We start from the raw sequence: 12,501 nt of genomic DNA, 5'->3' as shown, positions 1-12,501 counted from the left end.
ACTCGTCCTCTCGGCCCCCGTCGTCCCCCTGGACGCCTACGCCAGACTGTCCCGCCAGGCCCGGTGCAGGTCGGCGAACCGGCCGGTGCCCGCGATCAGCGCGGCCGGCCCGCCGTCCTCGACGATCCGCCCGTGCTCCATGACCAGGACCCGGTCGGCGATCTCCACGGTCGACAGCCGGTGCGCGATCACCACCGCCGTACGGCCCTTCAGCACCGTCGTCATCGCCGCCTGCACGGCCCGCTCGCCCGGGACGTCGAGCGAGCTGGTCGCCTCGTCGAGGATCAGCACCGCCGGGTCGGCGAGCAACGCCCTCGCGAACGCGACCAGTTGACGCTGCCCGGCGGAGATACGGCCACCGCGCTTGCGGACGTCGGTGTCGTAGCCGTCGGGCAGGGCGCTGATGAACTCGTGCGCGCCGATCGCCTTCGCGGCCCGCTCGATCTCCTCCCGGCTCGCGTCCGGCCGTCCGATGGCGATGTTGTCGGCGACCGTGCCCGAGAACAGGAACGCCTCCTGCGTCACCATGACCACCCCGCGCCGCAGTTCGGGCACGGCCAGCTCGCGCAGGTCGACCCCGTCGAGCAGCACCCGTCCCACGGACGGGTCGTAGAAGCGGGCGAGCAGCTTGGCCAGCGTGGACTTGCCCGCGCCGGTCGAGCCGACCACGGCGACGGTCTGTCCGGCGGGAAGGGTGAGGTCGAAACGGGGGAGGACCTCGCCACCCGTGCGGTAGCCGAACGAGACGCCGTCGAAGACGACCTCCCGGCCGGGCATCTCACCCTCGAGAGCCGGGAGCTCCCTCGGCACCGACGGATCCGGCACCGACGGCGTCTGCGCGAGCAGCCCCGCGATCTTCTCCAGCGACGCGGCGGCGGACTGGTAGGAGTTGAGGAACATGCCGAGCCGGTCTATCGGGTCGTACAGCCGCCGCAGGTACAGCACGGCCGCCGCCAGCACACCCAGTTCCAGCGAGTCGTCCGCGACCCGCATGGCGCCCCAGAGCACGATCGCCGCGACCGCGGCGTTGGCGACCAGCCGCGACCCGACGACGTAGCGGGCCATCTCCAGGAGCGCGTCGCCGTTGCGCCGCTCGTGCCGCCGGTTCAGGACGCGGAAGTCGGAGTCGTTGACGGCCTCGCGGCGGAACGCGCGCACCGGCCGGATGCCGTTCATCGTCTCCACGAACTTCACGATCACGGCCGCGATCGCGGTGGAGCGGGCGGTGTACACCCGGCCCGCGCGCCGCTGGTAGATCCGCACGAGAAGGTACAGCGGCACGAAGGAGGCCACCGCGACGGCGCCCAGGCCCAGGTCCAGCCAGAGCAGCATCGTGGAGATGAACAGGAAGGACAGCACGACCGTCACGAGTTCCTGCAGGCCCTCGTTGAGGAGCTCGCGCAGGGCCTCCACGTCGCTGGTCGAGCGGGAGATCAGCCGGCCCGAGGTGTAGCGCTCGTGGAAGTCGAGGCTCAGCGCCTGCGCGTGCCGGAAGATCCGGCCGCGCAGGTCGAGCAGCACGTCCTGGCTGACGCGGGCGGAGGCGATCAGGAAGGCGTACTGAAGCCCGCCGGAGGCGAGCGCGCAGAGCAGATAGCCGACGCCCACCGCGACCAGCGGCCCGTGGTCGTCGGCCCGGAACGCCGGTACGGCGCGGTCGATGGCGTACGCCACCAGCAGGGGGCCCGCCTGCACGGCCGCCTGCTGGAGCAGCAGCAGGAGCGAGGTGAAGGCGACGCGCGCTCTCATGGGCTCCAGCAGGGAACGCAGGAGGGCGCCCGTGGCGCCGGGCGGGGTGGGCAGGACGTCCTTGTCGAACGGGTCTTCGACGGCGGCCCGCGGTGGGACCTCGGGCTCGTCGGTGGTGGGGGAAGCGGCGGTGGGGGCGGTCATCGGCGGTCGTCCTCCTGTTCCCCGGACTCTGCTGTGAACTCCGCTGTGAACGCTTCTGCGGACCGGGCTACCGACCGGCCTTCGGGCCGGGCTGCCGACCGGTCTGCGGGCCGGTCTTCGGGTCGGCCCTCCGGCCGGGCTCCGGACGGTCCTCCCAACCGGTCTCGGGAGTGCTTCCCGGACTGTTCGCCGGACATGAGGTGGGCGTACTCCGCGTTGGTGCGCAGCAGTTCGTGGTGGGTGCCCACGGCGGTGACGCGCCCGTCGGACAGCAGCGCGACGCGGTCGGCGAGGAGCACGGTGGACGGGCGGTGCGCCACGATCAGCGCGGTGGTGTCGGCGAGGACCTGCCGCAGCGCCGCCTCCACGGCGGCCTCGGTGTGCACGTCCAGCGCCGAGAGGGGGTCGTCCAGGACCAGGAACCGGGGCTGCCCGACGACCGCTCTGGCCAGCGCGAGGCGCTGCCGCTGCCCGCCGGAGAGGCTCAGCCCCTGCTCGCCGACCTGCGTCTCGACGCCCTGCGGCAGCGCGTGCACGAACTCGGCCTGCGCCACGCCCAGCGCCCGGTCCAGCTCGACGGCGCCCGCGCCGTCCGCCGCCCCCATGAGGACGTTCTCCCCGACGCTCGCGGAGAACAGGGTCGGTTCCTCGAACGCGACGGCGACCCGCGCGCGCAGCTCCTCGCGGGACAGCGCGGTGATGTCCTCGCCGTCCAGGGTGATCCGTCCGGCGGTCACCTCGTGCAGCCGGGGGACGAGGGCCGTCAGCGTGGTCTTCCCGCTGCCCGTCGCTCCGACCAGCGCCATGGACTCGCCCGGCCGGATGTGCAGGTCCACGCCGTCGAGGGTGGGCGGGGAGTCGGGGGAGGCGTCGGGATAGCGGAAGGTGACGCCGACGAAGCGCAGACCGCCGTCGGGCGTGGCGGCCCGCCCGGCCCGGCCGCCGGGCTCCTCCGGCGCCTCGTCCATCACCTCGAAGTACCGCTCCGTCGCCGTCGCAGCCTCCTGGCTCATCGCCAGCAGGAACCCGATCGAGTCCACCGGCCAGCGCAGCGCGAGCGCGGTGGACAGGAAGGCGACCAGAGTGCCCGCCGACAGCTCGCCGTCCGCCACCTGCACCGCGCCGACCACCAGGGCCGCTCCGATCGCCAGCTCCGGGAGGGTCACGATGACCGCCCAGATCGTGGCCAGCAGCCGCGCCTTGCGCAGTTCCGTGCCGCGCAGCGTCGCCGACAGCTCCCGAAACGCCCGCGCCTGGCTCCGGTGCCGCCCGAAGCCCTTGATGATCCTGATCCCGAGGACGCTCTCCTCGACCACCGTCGTCAGGTCGCCGACCTGGTCCTGGGCGCGCCGCGCCACGACCGCGTACCGCTTCTCGAAGTACACGCACATCACGACGACGGGTATGGCCGGCCCGAGGACGACGAGCCCCAGCGTCCAGTCCTGGAGCAGCATGATGACGACGCCGAAAAGGATCGTCACCGAGTTGACCAGCAGGAACGTCAGCGGAAACGCGAGGAACATCCGCACCAGCCCCAGATCGGCCGTCGCCCGGGACAGCAGCTGCCCCGAGGGCCACCGGTCGTGGAACGCCACCGGCAGCCGCTGGAGCCGCCCGTACAGATCCGCCCGCATCTCCGCCTCGACATGCGACAGCGGCCGCGCCACCAGCCAGCGGCGCATCCCGAACAGCAGCGCCTCCGCGAACCCGAGCACCAGCAGGCAGAGCCCGCCCAGCCAGACGCCGGCCGTGTCCCGGTCGGCGACGGGGCCGTCCACCATCCACTTCAGGACGAGCGGGATGACCAGCCCCGTACAGGAGGCGAGCACGGCGACGAACGCGGCCGCGAACAGCCGTATCCGCACGGGTCGGACATACGGCCACAGACGCAGCAGGGAGCGTACGGCGGAGCGGTCGGGGGTGGTGGTTGCACGTGTACTGGCCATCACCGCGAGCCTACGGACAGGCACTGACAACGCCCACCGAGTTTTGGCCGGACCGGGCTCGGTCGCTGGTCCTACGACCTGCGTGTACGACGGGTCGTAGGGCCCGTGTCCACCGATCGGCAGCTGCCCGTTCGGGCGAGCCGACGCGCCCTCCAGGGGTCCCCGTTCAGTCGGCGTACGGCAGCAGCCCGGCCGCGGTCCGCTCCCAGGCCGCCTTGAGCTCGGCGAGCAACGCGGGCCGGTCCGGAGCGAGGTCGGCCTGCTCGCGGGAGTCCGCTGCCAGGTTGTAGAGGTGGTCGGTCTTCGCCGCGTCCTGGTAGTACTTCCAGTCCCCGCGGCGCAGCGCCCGGTTGGCCCGGACCCGCCAGAACAGATCGTGCTCCGGGACCGCTTCGCCTCGCAGGAGGTATCCGGCGAGGCTCGTGCCGTCGAGCGGGTACGCGGGATCGGGGCGGGCGCCCGCCAGTTCCAGCAGGGTCGCCGTCCAGTCGGGGGAGAGGTTCGGCTCGTGGCTGACCTGGTGGCCGTCGATACGGGCGGGCCAGCGGACGATCGTCGGGACCCGGATGCCGCCTTCCAGCAGCACGAACTTCTGGCCACTGAGAGGCCAGTTGTAGGAGAAGCGCTCACCGCCGTTGTCGCTGGCGAACAGCACCAGCGTGTTCTCCTCCTGGCCGGAGCGGCGCAGCGCGGTGAGGACCTCGCCGACAGCCGCGTCCAGGCTCTCCACCATCTGCTTGTACTTCTCGACCGAGCCGCCGTCGTAGTGGTTCAGCGCCCTGCTGACCTCGGCCTGGGTCTTCGCGGCCCGGATCTTCGCCGCGATCTCGGCACCCGTTCCGGCGTCGTCCTCCGCGAGCCAGGGCCAGTGCGGGGTGGTGAAGTTGAGGTTCAGCAGCCAGGGCTTGTCATGATCCCGGCCGATGTACTCGACCGCCCGCTCGGTGAGGACCTCGGTGTAGTAACGCAGGTCCTTGTACTCGGCGTCCCCCTCGTAGAGGTCGTGGTCACCGAGCTGGCCCAGCTTCGAGAAGTACTCCAGCACGCCCCCGCGGTTGCCGAAGAACTCGTCCCAGCCGGACTTCGTGGGGCTGTAGTCCGGCAGCCAGCCGCAGTGCCACTTGCCGATCAGCGCGGTGGCATAGCCCGCCTTCTTCAGCAGGGAGGCCAGCGTGGGGTGGTTCGGGTCCAGGCCCTGCGTCCTGTTGGCGATCGGCTCGGCCAGTCCGCCCTTGGTACGGCCCGGATACCGCCCGGTGTACAGGCTGAAGCGGGTCGGGGAGCAGGTCGCCGACCCCGAGTACGCGTCGGTGAAGCGCACCCCCTGCCGGGCCAGCCGGTCCAGGTGGGGGGTCCTGATGTGCGGGGCGCCGTAGGAGGACAGGTCGGCCCAGCCCAGGTCGTCGCCGAGGACGACCAGGAGGTTGGGGCGGCGGGCCGGTGCCGCGGAGGCGGTCCGGGCGCGGAAAGGGCGCTCGGCGGGGGCGGCCTCGGCGGTGCTCGTGCCGGCGGCGACGGCCGTGACCGCGCCGCCTCCGACCAGTCCACCGAACGCACGACGGGATATCTCGGGCATGCGGGGTCCTTGCAGCGGAGGTGAACGAAGGGGGGAGGAGGGGGGAACGGGGGAGGAGACGGGGCGTGACCTCCATGGGATCAGCCGAGCGGCCTCAGGACCAGGAATCCGTAGGGGAGTTCATGGGCCTGCAACGTTGCCTCACGCCACCACCCGCAGCAGCAGAACCGCCCGACCCGGCACCGTCACCGCCGCCCCCGCCGGGTGCGTCACCCCCGGCGCCTCCCCCTGCTCCTCGCTCGACGTGTCGACGACCACCTCGTACCGCTCCGCCCAGGGCGGCCCCGGCAGGACGAAGCTCACCGGCCGGTCCCCGGCGTGCAGTACGGCGAGGAAGCTGTCGTCGGTGATCGGGGCGCCCCGCTCGTCCCGGCCGGGAATGTCCCGCCCGGACAGATACATCCCGAGGGTCGCCGCGGGCGCGTACCAGTCCCCTTCGGTCATCTCCGTGCCCCGTTCGGTGAACCAGGCGAGGTCCCGCAGCCCGTCCGCCGAGTGCGCCCGCCCGGAGAAGAAGGCCCGGCGGCGGAGCACCGGATGGCGGTGGCGCAGCGTGATCAGCCGGGAGGTGAGGTCGAACAGCGCACGCCACCCCGGCTGCTCCAGCAGTCCCCAGTCCACCCAGCTGATCTCGTTGTCCTGGCAGTAGGCGTTGTTGTTGCCGAGCTGGGTGCGCCCGAGCTCGTCGCCCGCGACCAGCATCGGCACGCCCGTGGACAGCAGCAGCGTCGTGAGCAGGTTGCGCAACTGCCTGCGCCGCAGCGCCAGTATTTCCTCGTCGGACGTCTCGCCCTCGGCCCCGCCGTTCCAGGAGCGGTTGTCGTTCGTGCCGTCCCGGTTGCCCTCGCCGTTGGCCTCGTTGTGCTTGCGGTCGTACGACACCAGGTCGCGCAGGGTGAAACCGTCGTGCGCGGTGACGAAGTTGACCGACGCGTACGGCCGGCGCCCGCCCCAGGCGTACAGGTCGCTCGACCCCGACAGCCGGTAGCCCATTTCCCGCACGTCCGGCAGCGCGTGCCGCCAGAAGTCCCGTACGGCGTCGCGATAGCGGTCGTTCCACTCAGTCCACAACGGGGGGAAGGCACCCACCTGATACCCGCCGGACCCCACGTCCCAGGGCTCCGCGATCAGCTTCACCCGGCGCAGCACCGGGTCCTGCGCGATCACCGCCAGGAACGGGGACAGCATGTCGACGTCGTGCATGGAGCGGGCCAGCGCCGCCGCCAGGTCGAAGCGGAAGCCGTCGACGCCCATCTCGGTCACCCAGTAGCGCAGCGAGTCGGTGATCAGCCTCAGCACATGCGGCTGGACCACGTGCAGGGTGTTGCCGCAGCCCGTGTAGTCGGCGTACCTGCGTGCGTCCGACTGCACCCGGTAGTAGCCGCGGTTGTCGATGCCCTTCAGCGACAGCGTCGGCCCCAGCTCGCCGGCCTCCGCGGTGTGGTTGTAGACGACGTCGAGGATCACCTCGATCCCGGCCGCGTGCAGGGCGCGCACCATCCGTTTGAACTCGCCGACCTGCTGTCCCTTCGTCCCGGCCGAGGCGTACGCGGCGTGCGGGGCGAAGTAGCCGATCGAGTTGTAGCCCCAGTAGTTCTTCAGCCCCCGGCGCAGCAGGTGGTCCTCGTGCGCGAACTGGTGGACCGGCAGCAGCTCCACCGCCGTGACGCCCAGCTTCACCAGGTGCTCCACGGCCGCCGGGTGCGCCAGACCGGCGTAGGTGCCGCGCAGTTCCTCCGGGATCCCCGGGTGCAGCCGGGTGAAGCCGCGCACATGCAGCTCGTAGATCACCGAGTCCGCCCACGGCGTCTTCGGGCGGCGGTCGTCGGCCCAGTCGTCGTCATCGTGCACGACGACGCCCTTCGGGACGTACGGCGCGGAGTCCCGTTCGTCGCGGACGGTGTCGGCGACCTGCTGCTGGGGCCAGTCGCGGACATGCCCGTAGACCTCAGGCGGCAGACCGAACTCGCCGTCCACCGCCCGGGCGTACGGGTCCAGGAGCAGCTTCGCCGGGTTCCAGCGGCCGCCGGTCCACGGGTCCCAGCGGCCGTGCACCCGGTAGCCGTAGCGCTGGCCCGGCATGATCCCGGGCACGAAGCCGTGCCAGATCTCGTGCGTGAGCTCGGTGAGCCGGGCGCGCGTCTCCCGGCCGGTCTCGTCGAACAGGCAGAGTTCGACCGCCTCCGCCCCACCCGCCCACAGCGCGAAGTTGGTGCCCGCGACCCCGTCCGGGCCGACCCGGAAGCGGGCGCCCAGTGGTGTGGACGCGCCCGGCCACACAGGTGGGCCCGGCACCTTGCGTGGCGCACCGTTCATCACGGTGTCCGGCGTGGCGCGCTCGGCCACCGCCTCCTGCTCGGCTGCGCTGGACACCGTTCCGCCTCCCGCGGCTCATGGGACGACGTGGGAAAAGAGCGCGCGGTGTCCCGGCCGCGGCTCCCCGTCGCGTCGTCCTCCTCCCATTTCTGCCCAGAGCGGCCCTCGCACTCACGTTTCCCCGGAGCATGCCCGCTCGTTGGGCACAGTGTGAGGCACGTACATGGGCGCGCACGGCGCGCGGGGGTCGCATTGGCCGCCCTACTGACATGGGCAGGACTACTGGCCGGGGCCGCCGGTTGCACCGGCGAGGACAGCCGGAGCGGACTCGACCGGGTGCTCGGCAAACCCCGGGCCCCCGAGGACGTCATCCGCGTCACCCCGGAGGACGGCGCCAAGGACGTGCGGCCCGAAAAGGGCCTGCGGGTGCGGGTGCCCGGCGGGCGGCTGGAGTCCGTCAAGGTCGTGAGGTCGCAGGACGCCCAGGAAACCCCGGTACCGGGCAGGATCGCCGCGGACGGCCTGAGCTGGCGTCCGGAGGACGACCGGCTCGGGCTCGCCGCCCGCTACACCGTCGACGCGGTGGCCCTGGACCGCGACGGGAACCGCTCGGCCCGGCACACCACCTTCACCACCTACGTCCCGGACGAGCGCTTCATCGGCTACGTCACGCCCGAGAACCGCTCCACCGTCGGCACCGGGATGATCGTCTCGCTGGAGTTCAACCGGGGGATCGAGAACCGTGCCGCGGTCCAGCGCGCCGTCCGGGTCACGGCCGAACCGGCGGTGGACGTCCGGCCCCACTGGTTCGGTGACACCCGGCTCGACTTCCGGCCCGAGGAGTACTGGGCGCCGGGCACCCGGGTCACCGTCGCGCTGGGGCTGCGGGACGTCGAGGGGTCGCCCGGTGTCTACGGGCTCCAGAACAAGTCGTTCTCCTTCACCGTCGGACGCAGCCAGGTGTCCCTGGTGGACGCGGCGGAACACACCATGCAGGTGCGCCGCGACGGCGAACTGCTGGCCACCGTGCCCATCACCGCCGGGTCGCCGGAGAACACCACCTACAACGGGAAGATGGTGGTGACCGAGATGCTGGAACTGACCCGGATGAACGGCGCCACGGTCGGTTTCAAGAAGGCCGACGGCAAGGGCGAGTACGACATCCCGGACGTGCCGCACGCCATGCGTCTGACCAACTCCGGCACTTTCCTGCACGGCAACTACTGGGCGCAGGACGTCTTCGGCAAGGTCAACGTGAGCCACGGCTGCGTGGGCCTGCGGGACGTCAAGGGCGGCGCCTCGGACACGCCCGCGGGCTGGTTCTTCGACCGCTCGCTCGTCGGGGACGTCGTCGAGGTCGTCCACAGCAAGGACAAGCAGGTCGCCCCGGACAACGGGCTCGGCGGCTGGAACGTGGACTGGACGGAGTGGGTCGCGGGCGGCGCCCTGAAGTGACCTCGTCCCCGGTGCAACCTTCCCCGCGTTCCCATGGTCCAACTTGGGACTGAACGGTGACAATCCTGTCCCGTCCAGGCCGTTGACCATGTGGTTAATATGCGGCGAACGCGGGGGACGCGTCGCGGTGCGGGCCCGGGGAGGGCCCGGGGGAGTGGGGAGAACGACTTTGAACGTGCGACCGATATCGGGGGCGTCGGTTGGGGGACGCTCGCGCGGCCGTGACAAGCGGCTGGCGCTGATCGTCGGGGGGCTGCTGCTGGCCGTCACGGCCTGCGGCGGGGGCGGGGACTCGGACGCCGGGTCCGCGAAGGACGCAGGCTCCGAAGGCAAGGGTGCTTCGGCCACCGCCGAGAGCAAGCAGTCGGAGGCGGTCCTGACCATCGCCCCGAAGACCGGCGCCAAGGATGTCGACACCAGCGGCGCCCTGAAGGTGACCGCCGCCAAGGGCAAACTGACCGAGGTCGTCGTCAAGGACGACAAGGGCGCGGCCGTCGCCGGCGCGATCTCCGCGGACGGCGTCGGCTGGACTCCGGCCACGCATCTGGCCGCGTCCACCAAGTACCAGGTGCACGCTGTGGCGAAGGACTCCGCGGGCCGTACGGCCGCCGAGGACTCCTCCTTCACCACGCTGAGCCCGCAGAACACCTTCACCGGCAACTTCACGCCCGAGGACGGTTCCACGGTCGGCGTCGGCATGCCGTTCTCGGTGCGCTTCACCCGGGGCATCACCCACCCGGACGACGTGAAGAAGGCCATCACCATCACGACCGTGCCGGCCGTCGACGTCCAGGGCCACTGGTTCGGCAACGACCGCCTCGACTTCCGTCCCGAGAAGTACTGGAAGGCCGGCACCAAGGTCACCGTGAAGCTCAACCTCGACGGCGTCGAGGGCCGCAAGGGCGTCTACGGCAAGCAGGCCAAGACCGTCACCTTCACCATCGGCCGTGACCAGGTGTCCGTCGTGGACGCCAAGAAGCACACGATGAAGGTGACCCAGGAGGGCAAGGTCGTCAAGACCATCCCGGTCACCACCGGCAAGCCCGGCTACGCCACCTGGAACGGCCAGATGGTCATGAGCGAGAAGTTCACCGTGACTCGGATGAACGGTGACACGGTCGGTTACGACGGCGAGTACGACATCAAGGACGTCCCGCACGCCATCCGCCTGACCGACTCGGGCACCTTCGTGCACGGCAACTACTGGGGCGGCGACGCCTTCGGCAACTACAACGCCAGCCACGGCTGCATCGGTCTGCGGGACGTGCGCGGCGGTTACGACAGCGGCGTGCCGGCCGCGTGGTTCTTCAACCACTCGATCGTCGGCGACGTGGTGGTCGTGAAGAACTCCACCGACCCGACGGTCAACCCGGCCAACGGCCTCAACGGCTGGAACATCCCCTGGGCGGAGTGGACGAAGTAACCTCCGCTCCCGCTCGACGACGGGCCCGGCGCCGCGACCCACGGCGCCGGGCCCGTCGTCGTCGGTCCCGCCGCCTTGGCTGCCTGGCCCGGCCCGGGGGACGCCCCCCGGGGGACCCCCGGCCGCGTGTGACCGACCGCACCCGGTCCGGTGACGTCACTGCCCGTGCTGTGCCTGCCCGGGGCAGTGCCCGTGCTGTGCCTGCCCGGGGGACGACCCCCGGACCCCCGGCCGCGTGTGACCGACCGCACCCGGTCCAGTGACGTTAGTGCCCGTTAACCTGCTGGCATGACCGTGAATCTCGAAGTCGCCGACGGCGTCGGCACGCTGCGTCTCGACCGTCCGCCCATGAACGCGTTGGACGTCGCCACCCAGGACCGGCTCAAGGAGCTCGCCGAGGAGGCGACCCGTCGTGACGACGTACGCGCGGTCGTCGTGTACGGCGGGGAGAAGGTGTTCGCGGCGGGCGCGGACATCAAGGAGATGCAGGCGATGGACCACACCGCGATGGTCCTGCGTGCCCGCGCCCTCCAGGACTCCTTCACCGCGGTGGCCCGCATCCCCAAGCCGGTCGTCGCGGCGGTGACCGGGTACGCGCTGGGCGGCGGCTGCGAGCTCGCGCTGTGCGCCGACTTCCGGATCGCCGGGGACAACGCGAAGCTGGGCCAGCCGGAGATCCTGCTCGGGCTGATCCCCGGCGCCGGCGGCACCCAGCGCCTGGCCCGACTGGTCGGCCCCTCCAAGGCGAAGGACCTGATCTTCACGGGCCGGATGGTGAAGGCCGACGAGGCGCTGACCCTGGGGCTGGTGGACCGGGTCGTCCCGGCGGCCGACGTGTACACGGAGGCGCACCGCTGGGCCGCGAAGCTGGCGCAGGGGCCGGCGATCGCGCTGCGCGCCGCGAAGGAGTCGATCGACACCGGCCTGGAGACCGACATCGAGACGGGCCTGGCGGTCGAACGGAACTGGTTCGCGGGCCTGTTCGCGACCGCCGACCGTGAGATCGGTATGCGCAGCTTCGTGGAGGAGGGCCCCGGCAAGGCCAAGTTCCTGTGAGGGAGGTCTCCTTCGAACTCCCCGGAATCACTTGCGATTGACGGGGGGTCTCACCCGGATCCCCCGATGGGGCGGTTTATGGGAACCTTAAGTGGCCCTTAAGCCTGCTTTGCCGGGGGAGCCCGAAGCGTGCCGTTCGGCTCACCGTCGCCGCAGGTCAGTCATGGTTTGTCAGACTTTGATCTGTCGCTGGCATATGCCGATCCATGTATACGGAATGGTGCATTCCGGGACGCTTATTCCGCCGGAACGGCCCCGGAGGGGGCCCCGTGCGGCCATGATGGGGGCATGGCGGGGCTGGAAGGCATGGAACAGCCGCGGGGACCGAGCCGTGCGACCGCGGCGCGCTGGTCGCCTGCGGTCGAGGACGAACGGGCGCTGAAGGCGCTGGAGTTGTTCGGCAACCCGACCGACGGTGAGGTCCCGCTGCCGTCCCGCCCCGAGTCCGCCGCCACGGCCCGCCGGCTGGCCCAGATCGTCGTGCTGCGTCAGTGGGGACTGGGCCCCAGGATGACGGAGGACGCGGTCCTTCTCGTCTCCGAACTCGTCGGCAACGCCGTACGCCACACGGGCGCCCGGGTGTTCGGCCTCCGGATGCGACGCCGCCGCGGCTGGATCCGCGTCGAGGTGCGCGACCCCTCCCGGGGCCTGCCCTGTCTGATGCCGGTCCAGGAACTGGACATCAGCGGCCGGGGGCTGTTCCTCGTCGACAAGCTGTCCGACCGGTGGGGCGTGGATCTCCTGCCCCGCGGAAAGACGACGTGGTTCGAGATGCGGGTCGCCGACCGCTAGCGTCTCCGGCGGTCGGCCGGGCGTGTACGGGTGCGATGCAGTGG

The 12,501-nt window shown here is 71.4% G+C and carries 8 protein-coding genes; 4 read left to right on the top strand and 4 right to left on the bottom strand.

Annotated elements, in window-relative coordinates; translation table 11 throughout:
* Positions 1-36 precede the first annotated feature (36 nt).
* The 4 genes from ACIPFH_RS07875 to glgX form a co-directional block, all read right to left on the bottom strand.
* A complete protein-coding gene (locus tag ACIPFH_RS07875; protein WP_401824226.1) occupies positions 37-1,893 on the bottom strand; it encodes an ABC transporter ATP-binding protein in 1,857 nt (618 codons plus the stop codon).
* Positions 1,890-3,839, bottom strand: a complete 1,950-nt coding sequence (locus tag ACIPFH_RS07870) for an ABC transporter ATP-binding protein (RefSeq protein ID WP_401824225.1) — start codon at positions 3,837-3,839, stop codon at positions 1,890-1,892. The genes ACIPFH_RS07875 and ACIPFH_RS07870 overlap by 4 nt, the downstream gene beginning before the upstream one ends.
* A gap of 166 nt (positions 3,840-4,005) precedes the next feature.
* Positions 4,006-5,415: a sulfatase gene (locus ACIPFH_RS07865; RefSeq protein ID WP_401824223.1), complete on the bottom strand. Its 1,410-nt coding sequence runs from the start codon at positions 5,413-5,415 to the stop codon at positions 4,006-4,008.
* Positions 5,416-5,556: 141 nt separating this feature from the next.
* A complete protein-coding gene (gene glgX / locus ACIPFH_RS07860; RefSeq protein ID WP_401824221.1) occupies positions 5,557-7,788 on the bottom strand; it encodes a glycogen debranching protein GlgX in 2,232 nt (743 codons plus the stop codon).
* Positions 7,789-7,941: 153 nt separating this feature from the next.
* Between glgX and ACIPFH_RS07855 the strand changes: the two genes are divergently transcribed.
* From ACIPFH_RS07855 to ACIPFH_RS07840, 4 genes are all read left to right on the top strand, one after another.
* Complete coding sequence (locus ACIPFH_RS07855; RefSeq protein ID WP_401824220.1) at positions 7,942-9,186, top strand: Ig-like domain-containing protein; 1,245 nt, start codon at positions 7,942-7,944, stop codon at positions 9,184-9,186.
* A gap of 169 nt (positions 9,187-9,355) precedes the next feature.
* Positions 9,356-10,609, top strand: coding sequence for an Ig-like domain-containing protein (locus ACIPFH_RS07850; protein WP_401824219.1), 1,254 nt, complete (start codon positions 9,356-9,358; stop codon positions 10,607-10,609).
* 288 nt (positions 10,610-10,897) lie between these two features.
* Entirely contained in the window at positions 10,898-11,665 is a 768-nt protein-coding gene (locus tag ACIPFH_RS07845; protein WP_356250633.1) for an enoyl-CoA hydratase-related protein, read from the top strand.
* Positions 11,666-11,953: 288 nt separating this feature from the next.
* A complete protein-coding gene (locus ACIPFH_RS07840; RefSeq protein ID WP_401824217.1) occupies positions 11,954-12,457 on the top strand; it encodes an ATP-binding protein in 504 nt (167 codons plus the stop codon).
* Positions 12,458-12,501 lie beyond the last annotated feature (44 nt).

Origin of the sequence: Streptomyces sp. NPDC088157, assembly GCF_044741545.1 — a bacterium.
Taxonomy (GTDB): domain Bacteria; phylum Actinomycetota; class Actinomycetes; order Streptomycetales; family Streptomycetaceae; genus Streptomyces.
This window is presented reverse-complemented; position numbering and strand designations above follow the sequence as displayed.

Bases quoted from the DNA above. Each gene is read 5' to 3' on its own strand.
- ACIPFH_RS07870 (WP_401824225.1), bottom strand. From the start codon at position 3,839: ATGGCCAGTACACGTGCAACCACCACCCCCGACCGCTCCGCCGTACGC.
- ACIPFH_RS07840 (WP_401824217.1), top strand. From the start codon at position 11,954: ATGGCGGGGCTGGAAGGCATGGAACAGCCGCGGGGACCGAGCCGTGCG.
- ACIPFH_RS07845 (WP_356250633.1), top strand. From the start codon at position 10,898: ATGACCGTGAATCTCGAAGTCGCCGACGGCGTCGGCACGCTGCGTCTC.
- ACIPFH_RS07865 (WP_401824223.1), bottom strand. From the start codon at position 5,415: ATGCCCGAGATATCCCGTCGTGCGTTCGGTGGACTGGTCGGAGGCGGC.
- ACIPFH_RS07875 (WP_401824226.1), bottom strand. From the start codon at position 1,893: ATGACCGCCCCCACCGCCGCTTCCCCCACCACCGACGAGCCCGAGGTC.